General features: G+C 68.1%; 28 protein-coding genes. 13 read left to right on the forward strand and 15 right to left on the reverse strand.

What is annotated here, in order from left to right; all coding sequences use genetic code 11:
* Positions 1 to 83 precede the first annotated feature (83 nt).
* The 5 genes from GO986_RS16985 to GO986_RS17005 are packed head-to-tail and all read left to right on the forward strand — an operon-like array spanning position 84 to position 3,633.
* Positions 84 to 578 (forward strand): GNAT family N-acetyltransferase, encoded by a 495-nt coding sequence (locus tag GO986_RS16985; RefSeq protein ID WP_157460495.1) that lies wholly within the window; start codon positions 84 to 86, stop codon positions 576 to 578.
* A gap of 46 nt (positions 579 to 624) precedes the next feature.
* The gene (locus GO986_RS16990; RefSeq protein ID WP_157460496.1) at positions 625 to 1,224 is read left to right on the forward strand and encodes an RNA polymerase sigma factor; all 600 of its coding nucleotides are present in this window, start codon (positions 625 to 627) and stop codon (positions 1,222 to 1,224) included.
* Positions 1,212 to 2,399 carry a YncE family protein gene (locus GO986_RS16995; protein WP_157460497.1) on the forward strand — a complete coding sequence of 396 codons (1,188 nt, stop codon included), beginning with the start codon at positions 1,212 to 1,214 and terminating at the stop codon, positions 2,397 to 2,399. The genes GO986_RS16990 and GO986_RS16995 overlap by 13 nt, the downstream gene beginning before the upstream one ends.
* Before the next feature lie 43 nt (positions 2,400 to 2,442).
* Positions 2,443 to 2,877 (forward strand): peroxiredoxin family protein, encoded by a 435-nt coding sequence (locus GO986_RS17000; RefSeq protein ID WP_157460498.1) that lies wholly within the window; start codon positions 2,443 to 2,445, stop codon positions 2,875 to 2,877.
* A 6-nt stretch (positions 2,878 to 2,883) separates the two neighbouring features.
* Positions 2,884 to 3,633: a cytochrome c biogenesis CcdA family protein gene (locus GO986_RS17005; RefSeq protein WP_157460499.1), complete on the forward strand. Its 750-nt coding sequence runs from the start codon at positions 2,884 to 2,886 to the stop codon at positions 3,631 to 3,633.
* 51 nt (positions 3,634 to 3,684) lie between these two features.
* Here the strand turns inward: GO986_RS17005 and GO986_RS17010 are convergent, their stop codons facing one another.
* The 4 genes from GO986_RS17010 to GO986_RS17025 are packed head-to-tail and all read right to left on the reverse strand — an operon-like array spanning position 3,685 to position 5,545.
* A complete protein-coding gene (locus GO986_RS17010) occupies positions 3,685 to 4,206 on the reverse strand; it encodes a DinB family protein (RefSeq protein WP_157460500.1) in 522 nt (173 codons plus the stop codon).
* A gap of 21 nt (positions 4,207 to 4,227) precedes the next feature.
* Positions 4,228 to 4,602, reverse strand: coding sequence for a DUF3224 domain-containing protein (locus GO986_RS17015; protein ID WP_157460501.1), 375 nt, complete (start codon positions 4,600 to 4,602; stop codon positions 4,228 to 4,230).
* Positions 4,599 to 5,069, reverse strand: coding sequence for a DinB family protein (locus GO986_RS17020; protein ID WP_157460502.1), 471 nt, complete (start codon positions 5,067 to 5,069; stop codon positions 4,599 to 4,601). The genes GO986_RS17015 and GO986_RS17020 overlap by 4 nt, the downstream gene beginning before the upstream one ends.
* On the reverse strand, positions 5,069 to 5,545 hold the full coding sequence (locus GO986_RS17025; RefSeq protein WP_157460503.1) for a DinB family protein: 477 nt from the start codon (positions 5,543 to 5,545) through the stop codon (positions 5,069 to 5,071). The genes GO986_RS17020 and GO986_RS17025 overlap by 1 nt, the downstream gene beginning before the upstream one ends.
* Positions 5,546 to 5,631: 86 nt before the next feature.
* Here GO986_RS17025 and GO986_RS17030 point away from each other — a divergent pair, with 86 nt between their 5' ends.
* Genes GO986_RS17030 through GO986_RS17040 form a run of 3 tightly spaced genes read left to right on the forward strand, consistent with a single transcriptional unit; the run spans position 5,632 to position 7,481 of the window.
* Complete coding sequence (locus tag GO986_RS17030) at positions 5,632 to 6,597, forward strand: helix-turn-helix transcriptional regulator (protein WP_157460504.1); 966 nt, start codon at positions 5,632 to 5,634, stop codon at positions 6,595 to 6,597.
* Positions 6,598 to 6,600: 3 nt separating this feature from the next.
* On the forward strand, positions 6,601 to 7,053 hold the full coding sequence (locus GO986_RS17035) for a (4Fe-4S)-binding protein (protein WP_157460505.1): 453 nt from the start codon (positions 6,601 to 6,603) through the stop codon (positions 7,051 to 7,053).
* Positions 7,050 to 7,481, forward strand: coding sequence for a DUF4279 domain-containing protein (locus GO986_RS17040; RefSeq protein ID WP_157460506.1), 432 nt, complete (start codon positions 7,050 to 7,052; stop codon positions 7,479 to 7,481). The genes GO986_RS17035 and GO986_RS17040 overlap by 4 nt, the downstream gene beginning before the upstream one ends.
* A 69-nt stretch (positions 7,482 to 7,550) precedes the next feature.
* Here the strand turns inward: GO986_RS17040 and map are convergent, their stop codons facing one another.
* Positions 7,551 to 8,294, reverse strand: coding sequence for a type I methionyl aminopeptidase (gene map / locus GO986_RS17045; protein WP_157460507.1), 744 nt, complete (start codon positions 8,292 to 8,294; stop codon positions 7,551 to 7,553).
* An 88-nt stretch (positions 8,295 to 8,382) separates the two neighbouring features.
* On the opposite strand from map, the gene GO986_RS17050 reads away from it, so the two are divergent.
* A complete protein-coding gene (locus GO986_RS17050) occupies positions 8,383 to 9,687 on the forward strand; it encodes a thymidine phosphorylase (protein ID WP_369409442.1) in 1,305 nt (434 codons plus the stop codon).
* 181 nt (positions 9,688 to 9,868) lie between these two features.
* On the opposite strand, the gene GO986_RS17055 is transcribed toward GO986_RS17050, so the two are convergent.
* Entirely contained in the window at positions 9,869 to 10,252 is a 384-nt protein-coding gene (locus GO986_RS17055) for a cell division protein FtsB (protein WP_157460509.1), read from the reverse strand.
* A gap of 207 nt (positions 10,253 to 10,459) precedes the next feature.
* On the opposite strand from GO986_RS17055, the gene GO986_RS17060 reads away from it, so the two are divergent.
* From GO986_RS17060 to GO986_RS17075, 4 genes are all read left to right on the forward strand, one after another.
* Positions 10,460 to 10,906, forward strand: a complete 447-nt coding sequence (locus tag GO986_RS17060; RefSeq protein ID WP_157460510.1) for an acyl-CoA thioesterase — start codon at positions 10,460 to 10,462, stop codon at positions 10,904 to 10,906.
* Entirely contained in the window at positions 10,888 to 11,190 is a 303-nt protein-coding gene (locus GO986_RS17065; protein ID WP_369409443.1) for a hypothetical protein, read from the forward strand. Before GO986_RS17060 ends, GO986_RS17065 begins: the two co-directional genes overlap by 19 nt.
* 163 nt (positions 11,191 to 11,353) lie before the next feature.
* Positions 11,354 to 12,262 carry an ROK family protein gene (locus GO986_RS17070; protein WP_157460511.1) on the forward strand — a complete coding sequence of 303 codons (909 nt, stop codon included), beginning with the start codon at positions 11,354 to 11,356 and terminating at the stop codon, positions 12,260 to 12,262.
* Positions 12,263 to 12,268: 6 nt separating this feature from the next.
* A complete protein-coding gene (locus GO986_RS17075; protein WP_369409444.1) occupies positions 12,269 to 12,829 on the forward strand; it encodes an HD domain-containing protein in 561 nt (186 codons plus the stop codon).
* Between the two features lie 197 nt (positions 12,830 to 13,026).
* Here GO986_RS17075 and GO986_RS17080 read toward each other — a convergent pair whose 3' ends face one another.
* The 9 genes from GO986_RS17080 to GO986_RS17120 all read right to left on the reverse strand — a co-directional run bounded on the left by GO986_RS17080 (position 13,027) and on the right by GO986_RS17120 (position 21,640).
* Complete coding sequence (locus GO986_RS17080; RefSeq protein ID WP_157460512.1) at positions 13,027 to 13,710, reverse strand: V-type ATP synthase subunit D; 684 nt, start codon at positions 13,708 to 13,710, stop codon at positions 13,027 to 13,029.
* A gap of 65 nt (positions 13,711 to 13,775) precedes the next feature.
* Positions 13,776 to 15,191 (reverse strand): V-type ATP synthase subunit B, encoded by a 1,416-nt coding sequence (locus GO986_RS17085; protein ID WP_224573287.1) that lies wholly within the window; start codon positions 15,189 to 15,191, stop codon positions 13,776 to 13,778.
* Complete coding sequence (locus GO986_RS17090) at positions 15,188 to 16,936, reverse strand: V-type ATP synthase subunit A (protein WP_157460513.1); 1,749 nt, start codon at positions 16,934 to 16,936, stop codon at positions 15,188 to 15,190. Before GO986_RS17090 ends, GO986_RS17085 begins: the two co-directional genes overlap by 4 nt.
* Positions 16,937 to 17,054: 118 nt before the next feature.
* Positions 17,055 to 17,381, reverse strand: a complete 327-nt coding sequence (locus tag GO986_RS17095) for a V-type ATP synthase subunit F (protein ID WP_224573290.1) — start codon at positions 17,379 to 17,381, stop codon at positions 17,055 to 17,057.
* The gene (locus tag GO986_RS17100) at positions 17,374 to 18,354 is read right to left on the reverse strand and encodes a V-type ATPase subunit (RefSeq protein WP_369409445.1); all 981 of its coding nucleotides are present in this window, start codon (positions 18,352 to 18,354) and stop codon (positions 17,374 to 17,376) included. The genes GO986_RS17095 and GO986_RS17100 overlap by 8 nt, the downstream gene beginning before the upstream one ends.
* A 12-nt stretch (positions 18,355 to 18,366) precedes the next feature.
* Positions 18,367 to 18,939 (reverse strand): V-type ATP synthase subunit E, encoded by a 573-nt coding sequence (locus GO986_RS17105; protein WP_157460514.1) that lies wholly within the window; start codon positions 18,937 to 18,939, stop codon positions 18,367 to 18,369.
* Positions 18,940 to 18,946: 7 nt separating this feature from the next.
* A complete protein-coding gene (locus tag GO986_RS17110) occupies positions 18,947 to 19,264 on the reverse strand; it encodes an ATP synthase subunit C-like protein (RefSeq protein WP_157460515.1) in 318 nt (105 codons plus the stop codon).
* 16 nt (positions 19,265 to 19,280) lie between these two features.
* Positions 19,281 to 21,326, reverse strand: coding sequence for a V-type ATP synthase subunit I (locus GO986_RS17115; RefSeq protein ID WP_369409446.1), 2,046 nt, complete (start codon positions 21,324 to 21,326; stop codon positions 19,281 to 19,283).
* Complete coding sequence (locus GO986_RS17120) at positions 21,323 to 21,640, reverse strand: V-type ATPase subunit subunit G family protein (RefSeq protein WP_157460516.1); 318 nt, start codon at positions 21,638 to 21,640, stop codon at positions 21,323 to 21,325. Before GO986_RS17120 ends, GO986_RS17115 begins: the two co-directional genes overlap by 4 nt.
* Positions 21,641 to 21,685: the final 45 nt, after the last annotated feature.

Here is a 21,685-nt window from a genome sequence, read left to right on the forward strand (position 1 = left end):
AGCCCCTGGCCACGCGGTCAGGGGCTGGTGCTTTGCTCGCTGGGCAATCTGGCGGATGCCGCGTGCCCCGCCAGACTGGCCCCATGCCCACCTACCGTCTGGAATCTGGCACTGACGCCGAGCGTGAGGCGGCTGTGTCAGCTGCGCTGGTCGCCTACAACGACGAGCGCAGTGAGATGCTGCGCCAGCGCCTGACCCCCGAACACCGCCTGAGTGTGCCTCTGGAAAGCTATCTGCTCTCGGAGGCGGGCGAGGTGCTGGGCGGCTGCGCCGGCCGGGCTGTGCCGCTGTGGGGCTGGCTGGAGATTGACCTGATGTGGCTGCGTGAGCCCCTGCGCGGCCAAGGCTGGGGCGCCCGTCTGCTGCGCGATGTGGAAGCCCAGGCCACGGCGCTGGGCTGCACCCGCGCCAAGCTCAGCACCTGGGAATTTCAGGCGCGCCCCTTTTACGAGCAGCAGGGTTACGTGGTCTACGCCGAGGAACAGGACTACCCGCCCGGCCACACCAACTTCCTGATGCGCAAGGCCCTGACGCCACCGGCAGAGGCGGCTGAGCGGCCCGGCCTGCTTGCCCATTGAACCCCAGGGCGCCGCGCTGCGTACTCTGGACGTGACGTGGACTCTTATGACTAAGGCGAGCCCACCCCAGCAGGCTCAGCCCGAGCCGCCCCCAGAGCTGCTTCTGGCGGCCCGGCTGCGCCGCCGCGACGAACGGGCCCTAGCCGAGGCCTACGACCTGCACGCGGCGGCGGTGTACGGGGTGCTGACCCGCCTGCTGGACACCGCCAGCGCCCAGGAGATCTTGCAGGACGTGTTCGTGCGGCTGTGGGAGCGGCCAGAAGCCTACGACCCGGCGCGGGCAGGCCTGCGATCCTACCTGCTGGTCGTGGCGCGCTCGCGGGCGCTGGACCGCCTGCGGGCCACGAAGGTCACCGCGCCGCTATACACCGAGGACGGCGCCGAGTGGCCGCTGCCCGACGAGCAACCCGGCCCCGCCCAGCGCAGTGAGAATGAAGCCCGGCACCGCCGCGTGCGTCAGGCCCTGGGCGGCCTGAGCCCGGCGCACCGCGAAACGGTGGAGCGCGCGTACCTGCGCGGCGAAACCCGTGAAGATATTGCCGCTGGCATGGGGGTGCCGGTTGGCACGGTCAAAAGTCGGCTCAGCCACGCGCTGGGCCATCTGAGGCGCCTGCTGGGCGAGGAGGCCCGTTCGTGGCTGGACTAGAGACACACTGCCCGCTGGTGCAGGGCGAATTGCACCGCCACGTTGCCCACAACGAGCCGCTGAGTGGAGCGGCCCAGGCCCACCTGCGCAGCTGCGCCGAGTGCCGCGCGGAATTGGCCCTGCTGCGCGGCGTGCAGGCTGCGCTGCTGGCCGAGGTGCCCTCTATGGCCCCGCCGCCTGCGGTGCGCGCCCAGGTGCTGGCCCGCGCCCGCCGCCCGGCCCGGCGCTGGTGGCCAGCGGCCCTGAGCGCCGCAGCAGCGGTGGGCGCACTGCTCACCCTGAACCTTCTGGGTCCCTCGCGCGGGGTGGCGGGCGCGCTGCCCGACCCGGCGGTGGTGGTGAGCGCAGGCCGCGACCTGCTGGTGGCCAGCAACGATCACCAGGGCACCCTGACCCTGCTGCGCGGCGGGCAGGTGCAGGCCACCCTGACGGCCCCCGCCGCCCAGACTCCCTGGTTTACCGAGGGGGTGCGCCTGGGGCGGCGGGTATTCCTGGCTGACGCCGCCAACGACCGGGTGCTGGAACTGACGCTGACGCCGCTGCGCCTCACCCGCACCCACCGCGTCCCGGACGGGGTGGCGGGCCTGAGCGCCGACAGCGGCGCGGCGGGCGGCCGGGTGTACTTCAAGAGCGTGCGCGGCGCGGTGGGCACCCTGGACGGCGCGCAGGTCACGCTGGCCCGCGAGGCCGGGATGCCCCTGGCCGACGCGATGGACGGCGTGCTGCTGCTGGGCGGCCACCTGCTGGTGACGCACCACCTGAGGGGCGAGGTTTGCGTGCTGGACCCTGACACCCTGGCCGTGCGCCGCCGCCTGCCCCTGGGCGGGATGCCCGTGGCGCTAGCGGCGGTGCGGGACGGCGTGCTGGTGCTGGACGTGCAGGGCCGCCTGCTGCGGCTGCGGGGCGACCTGAGTGTGGCGCAGACCTGGGCGGTGGGCGGCCACCCCGACAAGCTGAGCGTGAACGGCGACGTGGCCGTGCTGACCGACCGCAGCGGCGCCGTGACGCGGGTGCCCCTGAGGGGCGGCCCGGCCACCCGCACCCAGCTGACGCACCCCATGGACGTGGAGGTGCTGCCCGACGGCACCTTTGCCGTGGCCGAGGGCGGGCGCGGCCTGCGCGTGCTGGACGGCGCCCTTCAGACGCAGCGGGCAGTGGGGCGCCCGCCAGAATGAACCCGCAGGCCCCCTGCACCCGTACCCAAACCGGAGGGAGACCATGACCCGATTCACCCTGACCGCCCTGAGTACCGCCGCCCCTTTCATGCTGATGGCGCTGGCCGCCACCGCCGCCGCCAGCATGCCCGGCCACGACATAAGCACCATGGCCAAGGCCACCGGCTACCAGCCCTACAGCAAGGCCGCCTTTGACGCCGCCAAGAGCAAGCAGCGGGTGCTGTTCTTCTGGGCGTCATGGTGCCCCAACTGCCGCGCCGCCGAGGCCGACATCCAGAAAAATCTGGGGAGCCTGCCCGCAGGCGTCGTGGTGTTCAAGACCGACTACGACAAGGAAGCGGCCCTGAAAAAGCAGTACGGCATTACCTACCAGCACACCTTCGTGCTGGTGGACGCCCAGGGCAAGGCGCTGCGCAAGTGGAGTGGCGGCGGCCTGAAGCAGATTGTGGCCAACGCGGCCGCCGCCAAGAAGATGTGAGCGGCTGTGCTGCTGCTGCTTGTGGCGTTTGTGGGGGGGCTGCTGACGGTGCTGTCGCCCTGCGTGCTGCCCGTGTTGCCGGTGCTGCTATCGGGCACGGTGGGCGGGCGGGGCCGCCCCCCCGGCATCATCGCCGGATTCCTCGGGTCGTTCGTGCTGCTCACGCTGTTTCTGGCCAGCGTGGTCACGGCCCTGAACCTCAGCCCGGATGCCATTCGCTGGGTGGCGGTGGTGATGCTGGCGGGCTTTGGCTTGACGCTGGCGGTGCCCGCTCTGCAAGCGCGCTTTGAACGTGCGGCCAGCCGCGCCCTGCCCCAGCGGGCGGGCGGCGGGGGCGACGGGTTTCTGGGCGGCGTGCTGGTGGGCGCGACCCTGGGTGTAGTCTGGACGCCCTGCGTGGGGCCTATTCTGGCCAGCGTGACCACCCTGGCCCTAAGCGGTCAGGTGACAGCCTTTGCCGCCGCTGTGACCCTGGCCTACGCGCTGGGCGTGGCGCTGCCCATGCTGGGCGTTATGTGGGGCGGTCGGCGCCTGCTGCACCGGCCCGCGCTGCTGGGCCGCCTGAACGGCCTTCAGCAGGTGTTTGGCGCTGTGCTGGTGCTGTTTGCCGCCGGCATGGTCGTTGGCCTGGACCGGCAGGTGCAGACCGCGCTGGTTGAGCGCCTGCCTGCCCTGCAACGCCTGACTTTTCTGGAAGAAACGGCGGGCGTGCAGCGCGAGCTGGAACGCACCGACCTTCAGCCCACCCTGCCGTAGCGGGCAACACAGGCCGGGCGGCTGGGATGTGGTGCCCCAGCCGCCCGGCCTTTACTCGCGCCAGATGGCCCAGTGGTTGTCCAGTTCGTCCATCTGGTCCTTGGTGTGCCCGCCCTGACGCAGCAGCGCCATGACCTGACCCCGGTGGTGGCTGTCATGCACGATGGTGTGCTGCAAGAAGTGAGCGGGGCTGGCGCGGTAACTGCCTTCATTCCAGGGATCGGCAAACGGTTCGCCGGACGCCAGGTGGGCTTCGACGGCCTTAACTGCCGCCTCGTCGCCGGCTGTAAAGGCGGCGTTCAGCTCGGCGGGCGGGCTCTCCTGCCAGCGCCACATGGGGTCGCCGTCGGCGTCTGTGCGCGTGGGGTCCAGCAGGGGCATGGCGTGGTCGCGCGACAGGTTCCACAGCCAGCTCACGCGGAAACCCGCCATGTGCCGCAGGTGCCGCTCCACTGTCCAGCCGCCCTGACCGTCACTGAGGGCAAAGTCGGCGGGGTTCAGGGCCGTCAGGAGGACTTCGTTCACGCGGGCGTTGCGGCGAAACGATTCCAGCAAAAAATCCAGGTTCGACATAGAGGCTCCTTTCAAAGGGGGTTAGAGGGTGTAGTGCACAGCGTACCTGTGTTCTTGGTCCGTGATGCTCAGGCTCAGCTCGCCGCAGATGCCGCTCAGGTCGCCCTGACCAGAGCCCTCCACGATGCGGTAGAGCAGCCGCTGCTGCCCCTGAGCCTGGTCGCCCAGATGTGCAAAGGCGAATTGACCTGTCCGGCCCGCCAGCGTGCCCGTAAACACCTCAAGCGCCACATACGCAGTCTGCGCGTAGGCCAGCATGTGCCCCTGGCTGTGGCCGCTGAGGTCGCCCGTCCAGAGTTTGTCGAAGGCCAGTTCCTGGATGCCGGGCACCACAGCGGGCAGGTCGCCCGGTGGCCGGAAGGTGACGGCAAACGTCCCGCTGGCGACAGCGCTCATGCCGGTCCTGCGCCTCTGTCCCAGAACTGAGGCGGTTGCAGACCCAGTTCCCGCAGGTAGATGCTGCCTTGGGCGCGGTGGTGGGTCTGGTTGTCAATAGCGCCCAGTGCGGCGGCCAGGCCCGTCATCTCGCCCCAGCCTGTGTGCTGCAGGGTCAGGTAATGGGCGTCGGGAATACCCGGCAATTCGCGGGACAACCGCGCGGTTTGCTCGGCCCAGGCCGAGCGCAGACTGGCGGGGTCGGTGCTCGGCGCCTCGGCCCAGCGCGGCTCTCCCCAGTGCCCGCTGCTCAGGCCCGCCAGCACATAGTCGGTCTGGCCGTGAACCTCCCAGAGCATCGCGCCGAAGGGCCGCAGGGGCTCGGCTGGGGCGTAGGTCAACAGGGCGCTGTCTGGAAACGCCGCCAGATAGTGCCCGGTCAGGCGGTGGTGACCCAGCCAGTGGGCGGCGAGTTCGGCCGACAGCATCAGCGCTCGTAGAAGGCGGGCGGCTCTTGGCCCAGTGCGCGCAGGTACACGTAGCCCTGGCCCCGGTGGTGAATCTCGTTGTCCACGGCGTACATGGCGGCGACCCACCCCGGCATCTCGCCCCAGGGCAGCGGCTGGAGGCGGGCCACCGTCTCGGCCTTCACACCGCTCCACTCGGCGGCCAGGCGGTCACTCAGGGCGTCCCAGGCGGCCAGCAGATCGGCCTTTGTCTGCGGCATGGTGGACCAGTCGGGTTCGGGCCATTCGCCGGTTCGCAGGCCGTCCAGCGTCATGGCGCTCACGAACAGCAGTTCGCCGGCCATCTGCCCAAAGGGACGCATGGGCGGCGCGGGGGTGAAGGTGAACAGCTCGCCCTCGGGAAAGGCCTCGATGGTGCGGCGGGTCAGGGCGCGGTGGCCCTGCCAGTGGGGCAGAAAGGTGGACAGCGACAGAACGGCATCGGCGGTCAGGGTCATGGGTGAACCTCCTGTGGGTGAATCTGCCCTCAGCGTAATCGTGATTCCCGTCAGGATGTGTCGCCTTTGCCGGCTAGACTGCGGGTATGTACGACCCAGCCATGCGGGTGCTCACCGTGCTGGAACTCTTGCAGGCCCGCGAAAGCGTGACCGGCGCAGAACTGGCCCGCCGCCTGGAGGTCAGCCCGCGCACGGTGCAGCGCTACGTGACCCGCCTGCAAGACCTGGGCATTCCGGTGGAGGGCCGCCGGGGGGTGGGCGGCGCCTACCGCCTCAAGCCTGGGTTTCGGCTGCCGCCCCTCATGTTCACGCCCGAAGAAGCCCTGGCGGCCGCGCTGGGCCTGCGCGCGCTGCGCCAGCTGGGGCTGCACGCCCTGGCCCCCGCCGCCGAGAGTGCCGGGGCCAAGCTGTCGCGCAGCTTACCCACGGCCCTACGCGACGACGTGCAGGCCTTAGAAGGCAGCGTGCATCTGGACCCGGCACCCTGGGTGGTGGGGGTGGGGGCACAGGTGCTGGCCGAACTGCTGCGGGCGGTGCGGCAGGCGCGCACCGTACAGTTCAGCTACGCCGCGCCGGGCCGGGCCGCCACCACCCGCCAGGCCGACGTGTACCGCGTGGTGCATTTTGGGGGCCGCTGGTACGCCGTGGGCTGGTGCCACCTGCGGGCGGCGCGGCGGTCGTTCCGCCTTGACCGTCTGAGCGACCTGGCCGTGCTGGACACCACATTCCTCCCGCCGCCTGACTTTGACGCCGCCGCGTTCTTGCGTTCGCAGCTGCGGGCGCCGCCCACGGCCCATGCGGTCAGTGTGTGGCTGGCGGCCCCACCCGAAGCCTTGCAGGGCCGGGTGTCGCTGTGGGACACCGACCTGGACGCCGAGGGGGGCGGCACCCGTCTGCGCGCCCAGCGAGAGGACCTGCACAGCTTTGCCGCCTTCCTGCTGGGCCTGGAGTGCGACTTCCGGGTGGATCACCCCCCCGAACTGCGCGCCGAGTTCGCGCGGCTGCACGCGCGCTGCGGCGCCTATGCGGGGGCCAACGAGCCGGTACACTGACCCATGACCCCCGCAGCACCGCCTACCAACGACGACCTGGCGCAGGGCAAGGCCTACACCGGCCAGGGCGTCACCGTGTATTACGACGCCCGCCGCTGCGTGCATGTGGCCAACTGCGTGCGCGGCCTGCCAGAAGTGTTCAGGCCCAAGGAGCGCCCCTGGATTCAGGCGGAAAATGCGGGGGCGCAGGCCGTCGCCGCTGTGGTCAGGACCTGCCCCACGGGGGCGCTGCATTACGTACTGGACAGTCAGGAGGCGGAACGCCCCCAGGAGCCCACCGAGGTGCGCGCCCTGCCGGATGGCCCCCTCGTGCTGCGCGGCAACCTGGTGCTGGACACGCCGGCAGGTCAGGTCCGCGATGTTAGGGCCGCCCTGTGCCGCTGCGGCCAAAGCAGCAATAAGCCTTACTGCGACGGCACCCACAGCAAGGTGGGCTGGACGAGCAGCCAAGAGTGACGGTGCTTCCAGCGCCCCGCATGCGGGTTTATCTGTCCGTTACGGGCGATTTCGACCCTGACGACTTCACGGCGCGCGTGGGCCTGTCTCCTTCCCAGACGTGGCGACGAGGTGAACGGAGTGCGCGCGATCCCCAGCTTGCAGGGCGGACTGTCCCCGTGTGTGACCACTGGGCTTTTGGCCTCACTGAACGTCCAGAATTTGATCTGGAACTGCTCGTGGATGAGCTGCTGACGCTGGCAGAGAAGGGACTGAGCGCACTGGGTCAGGCTGTGGCCGACCTCGGACTGAATCTGGAAGTAACCGTGGTGGTGAAATGGGACCCCGCAACCACCGCCAGCCCAGCCCTTCACTTAAGGGGCCGACACCTGGCCCTCCTGGGTTCTCTTGGTGCAGAGGTGGACATAGACCTTTTCGCTGACTGCTGACCCGTTAGGTCGCGGACCTCGCTGTACGGGCGGCCCACAGCCGTGGCCACGTCCCTGCACCAACAACGCTCAGGCCGTCAGAATCAGCGGCTTCTCCTTGGTAATCATGACCGTATGCTCAAAATGGGCGGCCAGGCCACCGTCCGTGGTGCTCAGGGTCCAGCCGTCCCGACGCGTCCTGACCCGGTGCGAGCGGCCAGTGGACACCATCGGCTCCACGGCAATGACCAGCCCTTCGTGCAGTTTCTTCCGGTCCTGCGGACGGTAGTAATTCGGAACGTTTGGTTCCTCATGGATGGCGCGGCCAACCCCGTGTCCAAAGAGATCGCGCAGCACTGTAAAGCCCCGGCGCTTAACCTCCGTTTCGACCGCCTGCCCGATGGCATGGACCGGCCGCCCAGCGGTCGCGGCGCCCATGCCCGCCTGGAAGGCCGCCTCGGTGCAGTCAATCAGCCGCATCACCACAGGCGAGGCCGGCGGCACCGCCACGGTTACCGCCGCGTCAGCGATGTAGCCGTGGACAAAAGGCGTGACATCCAGGCTCACCACGTCCCCAGCCGCCAGCGGGCGGCGTGTCGGCAGACCATGCACGATGTCGTCATTGACGCTGATAAAGACGTTGACCGGGGCCTGGTAGGTCATGCGGGGGGCCGACTGGGCGCCGTGGCGTTCAAAGACCTGACCGGCCAGCGCGTCCAGCTCGGCCGGGGTGACGCCGGGGCGGATGGCCGCCCGGAGCGCGCGCAGCGTCTCGGCCACCACCTGCCCCGCGCGCTGCATGCCTCTCAGGTCGCTTTCGGTCGTGATGGTCATGCCTTACTGTAAGCCGGTTCGGCGGCCCGGACCGCAGCCCTGCGCGCCTTCCCTGTCCGCCTCTGCTGGCCCCGGCGTACACTGGCCTGTGACCGCTCTGAACATTCCTGACCTGATTCGCAAGAAGCGCGACGGCGAGAGCCACAGCCGCGCCGACCTGGAGCAGCTGGTGCTGGGCTACACGCGCGGCGAGGTGCCCGACTACCAGATGAGCGCCTGGCTGATGGCCGTGTACCTGCGCGGCATGGCCGAACAGGAAACCGCCGACCTGACGGTGGTGATGGCCGAGAGCGGCGACCTCATGAACCTGGCGGGCCTGGAACGCACCGTGGACAAGCATTCCACGGGCGGCGTCGGCGACAAGACCAGCCTGATCCTGACGCCCATGCTGGCAGCGCTGGGCCTGACCGTCGCCAAGATGAGTGGGCGCGGCCTGGCGCACACCGGCGGCACCATTGACAAGCTGGAAAGCATTCCCGGCTGGACCTCGGAGCTGAGCGAGGAACAGTTTCTGCGCCAGGCGCAGGAGATCGGTCTCGCGCTGGTGGGCCAGAGCAAGGACCTCGCCCCGGCCGACGGCAAGCTGTACGCCCTGCGCGACGTGACCGCCACCGTGGACTGCCTGCCGCTGATTGCCAGTTCCATCATGAGCAAGAAACTCGCTTCGGGCGCGCATACCGTCGTGCTGGACGTGAAGGTCGGCGCCGGGGCCTTTATGCGCACCCTGGAGGCGGGGCAGGGCTTGGCGCGCGCGATGGTGGACATCGGCACCCGCGCCGGGCGGCAGGTGCGCGCCGTGCTGACCGACATGGACACGCCACTGGGGCACATGGCGGGCAACAGCCTGGAGGTGCAAGAAGCCCTGGACACCCTGCGCGGCCAGGGGCCCCACGACCTGACCGAGTTGTGTGTGGCGCTGGCCGTTGAAGCCCTCGTCGCCCATGGTGAGACTCAGGCGGGGGCCGAGGCGCGTGCCCGGCAGACCCTACAAGACGGCAGCGCCCTGGAGCGCTTCCGCGCTTTCGTGGCCGCGCAGGGGGGCAACCCGGCCTACGTGGATGACCCCACCCGGTTTGACGTGGCCCCCGGCCGCGCCGACGTGACGGCGCCCACCGCCGGCTTCGTAGAGAAGGTTGACGCGCTGGCGGTGGGCCGCGCCGTGCTGGCGCTGGGCGGCGGCCGTGAACGGAAGGGCGAGGCCATTGACCACGGCGTCGGTGTCGAGCTGCTGAAAAAGCCCGGCGAAGCGGTGGCGGCCGGCGAGGCAGTGCTGCGCATCTACCACCGGGAAGGCCGGGGCCTGGACACCGCCCAGACACTGCTGGACGCTGGCCTGAGCATCAGCGCCGCCGCCCCAACCCCTGAGCCCATGATTCTGGGCCGGGTGAACTGAGAGGGGCTACCAGCGCTGCCTTGGGGAGGAGGGCACGCCTCTTATTGCCGTTGAGGCTGCAAGTTCCGCTCACTTTGTCCGTCTCAGAGTGGTGAAGGTCATCAACCCTCAACCGCTCTGAGGTCCACGCTCAGCGTGGCCTAAGGGAAGTGGACGGCCAGAAGCGTGCCCGTCCCCCGGCTTATGGGAGCCGCAGCGCCTTACAGATGGTGCCCGGTGCGGGCGGCCGGACTGGGGCGGTGCTGGACACGATGACCTGCTCGGTCTTGCCCACGTAGCCCTCGCAGCGGGCCAGCTGTTCCAAGTAGGCCGGGTCACTGGCAGCCTGGATGGCGTCTTTGAGCACCCGCACGTCGCCTTCCAGCAGCGCCACCCGGTCTAGCGTCTCGCGGGTCTGCGCCGACCAGACCACACTGCGGTAGGCCAGGTGCCCCAGCTGAAAACTTAGCTGCACGATGCCCAGCGCCGCCAGCACGCTGGCCACCATCATGCTCAGGGGCAGGCGCTGAAGGCGCCGCCACCAGACGCGCCGCGCCGGCAGGGGCGGGGGGGGAGTGTCACTCATCTGAACGCCGACCCCACCGTCTGGACAGACGATTCAATCTGGGCAAAGCGAGTAGGAGCACCCGCAGACTGACGGGCATAGAGTGGGCACCTCGGCCCTGTTCCGGGTGGTCAACACAACAGACGGCAGCCCGTATCACGCCCGGCAGCATAGCGTTCCCGCACCCTGCACAGGTGGGAAAAGGGCGGCGGGGCTACACTGGGCCGCATGACTGGGAAGCCTGAGCAGGGCGCGGCCACCGGGCGCGTGCCCGAACTGAACTGGGGCGACGCCCACCACACCGAGATTCAGCTGCGCTACGGCGATCTGGACGCCATGGGCCACGTCAACAACGCCCGCTACGCCGAATTTCTGGAGGTGGCCCGCCTGGCACTGGCGCGTGATCTGGGCATTGAACTGGCCGGGCGCTCGGTGCTGGCGCGGCTGGAACTGGACTATGTGCGGGATATCCGCCCTGGCCAGCGGGTGCTGATCGAAACGCTGGTCGAGCGCACCGGCCGCACCAGCTGGACCAGCGTGTCCCGGATTCTGGCGGATCAGGTGCCCTGCGCCTTTTCGCGTTCCGTGGTGGTGCGGGTGGACGACCAGGGCCGCCCCGAACCTCTGCCCGAAGAACTTAAGGCCCAGGTGGCCCCGTGGCTGGTCCGCCCGTGAGGGGCCAGGCCGCCTACGAGGACCGCGTGCTGTATCAGGGCGACCCCTGGGTGCGGCTGGACACCCTGCCGCGTCTGCTCGCCGAGGGCTGGCGGCGCACCCTGTCGGCCGGCGGGGTGGTCAGCGTGGTCCGCACGCCCTTTCAGTGGTCCATGAGCAGCCCCGTGATTGAAATTGAAACCGGCGGTTACCTGGGCGACGTGGGCCTGTATGTGCCCGAGGTGCAACTGCCCGAGGCGCTGACTCTGCTGGGGCTGGATGAAGACCCGGCGAACGAGGCGTAACCCGGCCTCTTCTCGCTGAACCGTTGATCACCCCCCGCCGCCTTTCCAGACGAGCGCGGCAAGCCGTGGAAGCGCTTCGGGTAAAGTTTCGGAAGAGTTTTTCTGTCCTTCTGTCCTGGTGCCCGCCGGCGCGGCGCGCCTTGCCTTTTCTTCTGGAGCGCACATGAGTCAGTCTTTTTCTCCCGAATCCATCAGCATTGGCATTGACGTGGGCGGCACCAAGATCGCCAGCGGCGTGCTGCGCGGCGACGAGCTACACGACCCCCATGTCGTCCCCACCCCCGAAACAGGCTGGAAGGCCGTGCTGGACGCTATTGCCGGCGAGGTCAGGCGCCTTCAGGAGCGCCACCCCGAGGCCCGCCTGATCGGCGTGGGGATTCCAGGACCGCTGAATGCCGACCGCACCCGCGTCAAGTTTGCGCCCAACATCTACGGCTTTACCGATGTGCCGCTGGTGGACGGCCTGCGCGACCGCCTGGGGCAGCGCGCCGTGCTGGAAAATGACGCCAAGGCGGCGGCCCTGGCCGAGGCCCACCTGGGCGCGGCGCGCGGCGCCGAGAGCAGCATTTACGTGACGGTCAGCACCGGCATTGGCTCGGGCATCGTGCTGAACGGGCGCATCTGGCGCGGGCGGCACGGCATTGCCGGCGAGATTGGGCATGTCACCGCCCTGCCGGGCGGCCCGGTCAGCGGCGCGGGGCTGGACGGCGCCCTGGAGGCAGTGGCCAGCGGCACGGCCATCGCGCGCGACGCCAGTTACGCCCTCAACCGCGACGTGACCACCGCCGAGGCCTTTGGTCTGGCGCAGCAGGGTCATCCCGGCGCCCGGCGGGTGGTCAGCCAGGCCATGCGCCACATCGGCATTGCCCTGGCTGACCTGCAAAAAACCATTGACCCCGAGGTCTTCGTGCTGGGCGGCGGCGTGGCCAGCGTGGGCGACTATTTCTTTCACGGTGTGCAGGCGGCGGCCGACGAATACGCGCAGGGCTTTGCGCCCGTCACCATCCGCCGCGCCCAACTGGGCGGCAACGCGGGCGTGATCGGCGCGGCGCTGGCCGCCCGCCACGGGTAAGGGGGCGTGGACGCCCTGTTGACGGCGGCCGAACACTACGCCCGCCCCTTTTACGCTGAAGCGCACCGGGCCTACCACAACGCGGCGCATGTGGAGGCAGTACTGGACGCGCTGCGCCGCCGGGGCGTCCTCTCCCCCACCCTGGCTCTGGCCGTCTGGGGCCACGACCTGATCTACGACCCGCGTGCGGGTGACAACGAGGCCCGCAGCGCCCAGGTCTTTGGCGAGTGGCTGACCGAGCAGGGGGCGGACGCCGCTCTGGTGGCCGAGGTCCGCACCCTGATTCTGGCGACCCAGCACAAAGCCCTGCCGGCCACGCGCGATGAAGCGCTGCTGGTAGACGCCGACCTGAGCGTTCTGGGGGCCGCTCCCGCCGACTTCGCGGCCTACGACCAGGCCATCCGGCAGGAATACCGCCACGTCGTGCCCGGGCCGCTGTACCGCCTGGGCCGACGCAAGGTCCTACAAAGCTTCCTGAAGCGGGAGCGAATTTTCTCGACGCCAGAGTTTGCAGAGCTGGAAGCGTCAGCAAGGGCGAACCTGGCCGGGGCGGTGGCCAAGCTGTAGACCGGATTGGGTGTCGTTCTGAAATCGGCACAGCAGCGGGCTATCAACCCCAGGCCCGGAGGAGCCTCCTGTCCACCCGACTGCGCCGCTTCCCAAATCTGCTGGAAATGAATCAATGACACCAACGGTTCGACCAGAGTCCATAGCAAAACGCCCCCAGGACAGGCCTGGAGACGCTGGGGGCAAAGAAGAGGGTTTTAGTCGGCCGCAGAGCCGTGGTTCCCGCTCTGGGCGTCCTGCTTGCTGGCCTTCTGGCCTTCAGCCTTGGCCTCAATCTTGGCCTTGATCTTTTTCTGGGTGTAGCTGGCTTCGCGCTCGCGCTGGTCCAGCACACTGCGAATAAAGCGGATGTCGTCCTCAATGCCGGGGATCACAATCTGCTCCAGGGCGTTCACACGCCGGCTGGTCTTCTTGATTTCCTCGCCGATGCGGCGCAGCTTCGTTTCGGTCGCCGCGACCTTCACGATGGCTTCCATCACACCGCCAAAGTCGGTCGCCGCCTGAATCGTGCGTGCGCCAACATTGATCGGGCTGAACGTCGCACTCTGACCCCGCTCAGGGATGCTGATGCGGGGCACCTTCACGCCGTAGACGCTGTCAATCTGCATATCCACGGTGTAATCGCTGCTGCCCGCCAGGCTCAGGCTTTCAACGGCTTCCGGGCTGTCCCAGGCCTTGGCCCCGAACAGGCTGGTGTAGGCGCCCTTGCTGACGCCCGACAGCTGCTCGCGGGCGGCCAGCGCGTCTTTGACCAGAGCAAAAAACTCACCGATCAGGGCGTCGCGCTTGCGCTTGAGCAGGTCGGCGCCGCCGGACGCCGTCTTGAGGCCGGCCTTGCTGGCCAGCAGGGCGCTGCGGGTGGGGCTAATCTGTCCTGCCATACATATTCACCTCCCAGGTGGGTGAAGTTGGGAAGGACAGAGCGCCCCTCCCATCTGGGTCTAGGTTAGCCCATGCTCCGGCTGCCCTTCCACATCTCGTCCATCTTGGTGCCGTAGTACTTATCGATGGAGTCCTTGGACACGCGGGTCAGCTGGCTCTGGGGCAGCTTGGAGAGAATGCCCCAGGCGACCGTCAGGCTGTCTTCGATGCTGCGGTCCTGGCCACCTTGGCCGATGAAGTACTGCTCGAAGTCATCGGCAAAGCGCAGGTACAGCTTGTCGGTGTCGGTCAGGGCGTCTTCACCCGTGATGGCCACCAGCTTGCGCAGGTCCAGCCCGTTGGCGTAGGCCGCGAACAGCTGGTCCGAGATGTTCTTGTGGTCCGCGCGGGTCTTGCCTTTGCCGATGCCGTTGCCTTGCAGGCGGCTGAGGCTGGGCAGCGGGTTGATCGGCGGGAACACGCCCTTGGAGTTCAGGGTGCGGTCCACCACGATCTGACCTTCGGTGATGTAGCCGGTCAGGTCGGGGATGGGGTGGGTGATGTCGTCGTCGGGCATCGAGAGGATCGGCACCTGGGTGACCGAGCCGGGCTTGCCGTCCACCACGCCGGCGCGCTCGTAGAGGCTCGCCAGATCGGTGTACATGTAGCCGGGGAAGCCGCGGCGACCGGGAATCTCTTCGCGGGCCCCGCCGATTTCACGCAGCGCCTCGCAGTAGTTCGTCAGGTCGGTCAGGATCACCAGCACGTGGTAGCCGTGCTCGAAGGCCAGGTACTCGGCGGTGGTCAGGGCCATGCGGGGGGTCAGCAGACGCTCCACGGCGGGGTCGTCGGCCTTGTTCAGGAACAGCACGCTGCGGGCCAGCGCGCCGGTGCGCTCGAATTCCTGCGTGAAGAACGACACTTCGCGCTGGGTCAGGCCCATCGCCGCAAACACCACGGCGAAGTCGCCTTCGTGACCGGGCACCTTGGCCTGACGGGCAATCTGCGCGGCCAGTTCGTTGTGAGGCAGACCGCTGCCCGAGAAAATCGGGAGCTTCTGGCCACGAATCAGGCTGGTCTGCACGTCAATGGTGGAGATGCCGGTCTGAATGAACTCTTCGGGCTTGGCGCGGGCGGCCGGGTTCATGGCCTGGCCGTTGATGCTCAGGCGCTTTTCCGCAACCACTTCGGGCAGGCCGTCAATGGGGCGGCCCAGGCCGTCAAAGCGGCGGCCGATCATTTCCTTGCTGACGCCCAGGCGGGCCACGTCTTCCACGAGGCTCACGCTGGCAGTCGCCAGGTCCAGACCACGGGTTTCTTCGAACACCTGAATCACGGCGTTCTGGTCGGTCACGCTGATGACCTGACCGCCACGGACGCGGCCCGAGCCGTCTTTGATGTTCACGATGGCGCCGTACGCCAAGTCGCTGGCCGCGTTCACGAACAGCAGCGGACCCGAGATGTACGCGACGTCGTTGTATTCCTTCTGAAGAAGGGTCACGCTTTCACTCCCTTGAAGGTGGTGTGCAGCTCGTCCATCACGCCTTCGCCGTAGGCCATGAACTCGTTTTCATGGACGTAGCGGGCGCGGGCCAGCTTCTCAATGACAGGGTTCTGGATGATCTCGTCGATGGTCGCGCCGCCCTTGAGGGCCGTGTCGGCTTCGTCGTAGAACTTCAGGAACATCTTCATCAGGCCGTAGTTTTTGGGCATGGAGGCCGAGGCGTCCACCGGGTCAAAGCCATTTTGCTGCAGGAAGTCCTGGCGCAGCATGCGGCCGGCCTCAATAATCAGGCGCTCGTTGTCCTGCAGCGCGTCGGGACCCACCAACTGCACCACTTCTTGCAGCGCGGCTTCCTGCTGCAGCAGGTTGCCGATGCGCTGGCGCAGTTCGGGGAAGTCCTCGCCCACGTTCTGGCGGTACCACTTGTCGAGGATCGGCGTGAACAGGCTGTACGAGCCGTTCCAGTTGATCGCGGGGAAGTGGCGGCGGCGGGCCAGACCGGCGTCCAGACGCCAGAAGGCGCCGGTAATACGCAGTGTGGCCTGGGTCACGGGCTCGGACATGTCGCCGCCGGCGGGGCTCACGGCGCCAATCACGGACACCGCGCCGTCTTCGCCGGCCAGGGTCGTTACGGCTCCGGCGCGCTCGTAGAAAGCCGCCAGCTTGGCGCCCAGGTAGGGCGGGTAGCCTTCTTCAGCGGGCATTTCTTCCAGGCGGGAGCTGATTTCGCGCAGCGCCTCGGCCCAGCGGCTGGTGGAGTCAGCCATCAGCGACACGCTGTAGCCCTGGTCGCGGAAGTACTCGGCCAGCGTGATGCCGGTGTACACCGAGGCTTCACGGGCGGCCACCGGCATGTTCGAGGTGTTGGCGATCAGGATGGTGCGGTGCATCAGGGGCCCGCCGGTCTTGGGGTCTTCCAGTTCGGGGAATTCCACCAGCACGTCGGTCATCTCGTTGCCGCGCTCGCCGCAGCCCACGTACACCACGATGTCGGCGTTGCCGTACTTGGCCACCGACTGCTGGGTCACGGTCTTGCCCGAGCCGAAGGGCCCAGGGATCGCCGCGGCGCCGCCCATGACCAGGGGAAACAGCACGTCCAGAATGCGCATCCCGGTCAGGAACGGCAGGCTGGGGTCGAGCTTCTTCTGGACAGGACGGGGCGCGCGCACGGGCCAGTAGTGGGCCAGGCGCAGCTTGGTGCCGTCTTCCAGTTCCGCGATGGTGTCGTCAATGGTGTACTCGCCAGCGGGCGCCACCATGCGCAGTTTGCCCCGCACTTCGGGAGGCGTCAGGATTTTGTGGGTGAAGGAGAATTCGGGGACCGTGCCCAGAATGCTGGAGCCCGTCACGCTGTCGCCGGCCTGCACGCTGGGCGTGAAGGACCACTTCTGGGTGCGGTTGAGGCTGCTCACTTCGATGCCGCGCGCGATAAAGTCGCCCGAGGCTTCACGGATCTTGTCGAGGGGGCGCTGAATGCCGTCGTAGATGCCGTTGAGCATCCCTGGCCCCAGTTCCACGCTCAGGGGCAGCCCGGTGGTTTCCACCGGCTCGCCCACGGTCAGGCCCGAGGTGTCTTCATACACCTGCACGAAGGCGGTGTTGCCGTCCAGGCGGATAATCTCGCCCACGAGGCGCTCCTGGCCCACGCGCACGATGTCGTACATCTTGGCACCGTACATGCCGTCCGCAATCACGGCCGGCCCGGCGATGCTCTGCACGACGCCCTTTTGCTGTTGCGTCATTTAAGTCTCCTTGAGAAGAGGTCGAAAAGGCTTTGGGGTCTCAGAGTCTAGGGAAGAAGACACACCGCATTTGTGGTCTCGTCCTTAGACCCTTTGACCGTCTAGCGCTTTGACATCTTTACAGTTTGATATCGAACCCAATCGTGTCGCGCACCAGTTTGCCCATGTAGGCCTTGGCGTCCACCGTATCGGGGTTAAAAGCGTCTTTCAGGCTCGGAATCGGCAGCAGGATCGGCAGGTCACGGCCGCGCATCACGCGGGCCGTGGCGGTGGCCGGGTCCGGAATCAGGCCGGTGTCCACGGCCACCAGGCCGTAGTCCCCTTCCGTGATCAGGCGTTCCAGTTCGCGCTGGGCCGCTTCGGGGGTGGTGTCCACCACCTCGGCGCCCGCCAGGCGGAAGCCCGTGGCGGTTTCGTGGTCGGTCAGAACGACGACTTTACGCACCTTCCAGCTCCTTTGCCAGCTCGTCCTTGCTCAGGCCGTAGTACTTGGCGCGGCCGATCAGGCGCATGCGGGCAATCTCCTGCTCCTTGCGGCGCAGGTAGTCCAGCGCCACGCCGGGACCCAGCGCGTCGGCCATCGCTACGTTGCGGCTGGCTTCGTCCAGCAGACGCCGGGCAATGGCTTCGGCTGTCCCCAGGTCCACGGCCTCGGTCACGGCCTGCAGGTCCTGGGCTGACACGCTGTTGTCGCCGCCAGCAATGCGCAGGAAGTCGCTCTCGGTGACGTCCCGCCCGCCCGGAATGAAGTACCGGGCATTGGGGGCGCCGCCGCGCAGCTGGCGCGCGATCAGCAGGTTGCGAATGTCGATCTCGCGGGTGAAGTAGCGCCGCACGTTGGTGCCGCGCACACCCGCCAGCACCGCGCGGTAATACCCCTGGTCCAGGGCCACTTCGAGGTCCAGCAGGCTGCTGGCCCCGCCCGCCACAGCGGCACGCAGAATCTGGCCGATCTTGCCCCCAGCCACCGACAGGGTCTGGGCCAAGCTGGGCACATCTGCACTCTGAGCCGCGCCTTGCAGTACGGGCCAGGGCATGGTGCCGGCGGGAATCAGACCGGCGACGATGTCGTCGGCCTGGCGGCCCGTCAGCACGCCGCGCACCAGCGTCTTGACGTTTTGCAGGTCGTAGCGCAGCAGCAGGGCTTCGATTTCACGGGCGGGTTGCCCGGTGGCAATCGAGCGCAGGTGCGCTACCGAGCGCAGGTAGTTGCGGCTCAGGGCCTCGTCCAGCTGACCCAGGCCCGCGCCCTGGGCGGTGGCGTCGCCCAGGTCCTCGCGCAGCGGCGTCTCGCTGATCTGCCGCAGGAATTCCTGGTAGTTCACGGTGCTGGCGGCTTCATCCAGCGCCCGAGACTCGACCAGAGCGGTGCGCATCATGCGCACGCGGCCGTTGATATACCCGTAGGGGTTATTCACTGCTTTCCCCCTTTACTGCTCGGCGAGCAGGCGGGACACCTGGGCGCTCAGGTCGGCGCGGCCCGCGTTCAGACGACCCAGGAGGGTGTTCTGCACGCTGGTCTTGCCGCCTTCGCCCACCAGGCGCACGCCCGTCTTGACCTGCTCGTTGACGCGCACGTCCAGCGAGCGGCCCAGCTGGGCCAGGGCCTGATGCACGGCCGCGTGCTCGGCGCTGGCGGCCTCGACCACCTGGGCGCTTGGCAGGGCCTGGAGGCCCTCGTCAATCAGACGGGCGAGAATCTGCGGATATTCAGCGACGGTCGTGACCTCTTGCAGGGTCTGTTCAGCGGCCTGAAAGGCCTGAACCTGCAGGGTATCGCCCGCCGAGAGGCGCTGGGCGTTGGCATCCAGGTCAGCCGCGCTGCGCGCGCGGGTCAGCCCGGCAGCGTAGTCGCTTTGCAGGGCGCGCTGGCGGCTGTCGACCATGGTGCGGGCGCGTTCCTGCGCCTGGGCCACGATCTGGTCCGCACGGGCCTGCCCATCGGCGCGGATGCGCGCGATTTCGCCCTGAATTTCGGTTTCGAGAATGTCACCTAGGCTCATGGCGACCTTAACCGCGCAGCAGGAAGAAGCCGACGAAGCCGAAGATCACCAGGGTTTCCGGGATGAAGAACCAGATGGCCATCTGACCGAACTTCTCGGGGCGCTCGGCCACGACGCCAGCAGCGGCGGCGCCGATAGGGCCCTGCGCCAGACCGGTGCCCACGGCGCCCAGGCCCAGGGCCAGACCAGCGCCGATGGCCTTGAGGCCCGCAGCGGTGGCGCCGGCGTCGCCGCCCGCGGCTTCCTGCGCGAAGGCAGAGCCGAACAGGGTCATGGCGGTGAGGGCGGGCAGGTACTTGGCAGCGGCAAAAGCAGTATTTTTCATGTGATTCCTCCGGAACTTATTTACGGGCAGCGGGGGCGAAAGGCGAGTAGCGAACGCCGGTTTCCTGGTAGAAGCCGGTGGGATTGAGGTACTCGACCCAGACCAGACGGATGGGCTGCATGACGTGGCCCAGGATGGTCAGGACGAACAGGAAGGTGTGCACCAGGATGCCCAGCACGATGCCCAGCAGCGGCCCGATGATCGGCAGCACGCCGCCCAGACCCCAGCCGACATCGGTGGCGAGGTTGGCCAGAATGGCGGCCGCCACACCCACCGCGAACAAACGGGTAAAGGAGATGATGTTGCCGCCGTTGGACAGCAGCTCGATGAGCATCAGCGGCGTCTTGCTGGCGATCAGGCCCACGACGAAGACCACGAAGCCGACCAGCATGACCAGCACCAGGGGATCAGCGAAGTTGCCCAGCGCGCCGAAGTTCTGGCCCGCCTTAGAGATGTAGGCCAGCAGAATCAGGCCCACCAGGCCGCCCAGCATGCCCACCGCTTCCCAGAAGTGGTGCATGTGCTTGTGCTTCCAGGTCAGCTGCGCCTTGAGGCCCCAGCTCCAGAGCATGAAAATCACGCCCACGGCGATGCACAGCAGCATGATGGTGTTCGAGAAGTCCGACTGCACGCGCGGGAAGATGATGGGAATCAGGCCCTTGAGGTGGCCTTCTTCCTGCAGGTGTTCAATGGTCAGTTCGCTGAACTGCACGCCCCAGACCCGCTGAATCAGGGCCGGATCGTAGAAGAAGACATGCAGCTTTTCCAGCACGTTACCGAAGAATTCGCCGGTGGCCACGCCCCAGGCAATCGCCCAGAGCGACATGGTGCGCAGCACCACGCCCACGCGCTTAAGGGTCGCGGGGTCCAGGGTGATGCCCAGCAGGCCAATCGGCAGGCTCTCGCCGCGGCGCGCCTTGCCCAGGCCCCAGAGGGCCGCCAGCAGGAAGACCAGACCAAAGCCGATGTCCGCGACAATAAAGCCGAAGAACAGCGGGAAGAACCACGCCACGATCCACGAAGGATCGAAGGTGCCGTACTTGGGCGGGTCCGAAATGTTCAGCATGAACTCGAAGTTCTCGGTGTAGCTGCTGTTTTTGAGCTGCACCGGCACCCCGTCGCCGTGGTGGGCGTCCACATGATGCAGCTCGAAGGTCGCGCTGTTCTTGAAAGGTGCGAGGACGCCCTGCAGGTCGGCCACGCGGTCGGCCGGGACGTAGCCCTGCAGCACGAAGCCGTACTTGCCGCGCGCCGTCTGGGCGCGGGCGTCATCGATGCCCACGCGGTCGGCCAGGGCGTCACGAATGGCCGCCAGCAGCGGGCCGTGTTGCTTGGCCAGGGCGCCCTTCTCGGCCTGGACCTGCTCCAGCGCCTGGGGCGCGGTGCGGGTGACCTGCTCAAAGGCCGCAGCCACTTCGGACAGCGGCAGGCGCTCGAAGCGGCCCGGCAGGCGCAGTTCGCCCAGGCGGGCCTTGCCCAGCGCCACGCGGGCGCGGTCGCGCTCGGTGCGCAGCACCGCCACGACCACGGCCGTCAGGCGGTCACTGACGCGCTCCGTCCCCAGGGCAAAGCGCCCCGGCAGCTCGGCTTCCAGGGCGTTCTGGGCCGCCTGCAATTCAGCGGCCGTTTCCACGGTGAGGGGCAGCAGGCTCAGGCGCGCGCTGCGGTCCAGGCCACCCGCCGCGCGGGCCAGGGCAGAGACGACCTCGCCGTAGCTGCGCTGGGTGTCCAGATCGGCGCGCAGCTCGACTTCGCGCTCACTCAGGGCCGCCGCGGGACCGGCGGCCTGCTCGACCACGGCGCTCCACTCGCTTTCAGCGGGCAGGGCGGCGCGGGGTGCGCGCGAGGCGTCCAGTTCCCCCAGGGTGCTTTCGGCGCGGGCGAGCAGACGCTCGGTGTCGCGCCGCTCTTCGGCGGCCTGGCCCGACAGGGGCCCACTCTGAAAACCCTGGGCTTCCAGGGGCACGATATGCAGCACGCCCGCTTGTTGCAGGGCTTGCATGACCGCGCGGCTGTCACTTTGACGGCCGGCGACCACCACCTGCTGCATGGGGTTGATCACGGGAGCACCGCCCTCATGATCGTGTCCACGGCCTGCGCCAGCTTGCCCTCGGCGCGCGCGCGGGTCTGCGCGGCGTCCGACTGCGCCTGGGTGCGGGCCGTGTCACGGATCGACAGCATCTCGGCCGAGAGCTTCTGCTCGTGCTCGGCCTGCATGGCCTTGACCTGAGCTTCCGCATCCCGCAGGATGCCGGCGGCCTGCGCCTCGGCAGCGTCCACGGCCTGCTGCGCCTGAGTGCGCGCCGCTTCGATCTGCGCGTCCAGCGCCGCTTCACGGCTGGCCAGCTCACTTAAGACTCGACTTGAGACGTCCAAAACTCACTCCTCCTTTCCCTTCGTGACTCAAGCACCCCGGTCAAG

Origin of the sequence: Deinococcus arboris (assembly GCF_009755355.1) — a bacterium.
GTDB lineage: Bacteria > Deinococcota > Deinococci > Deinococcales > Deinococcaceae > Deinococcus > Deinococcus betulae.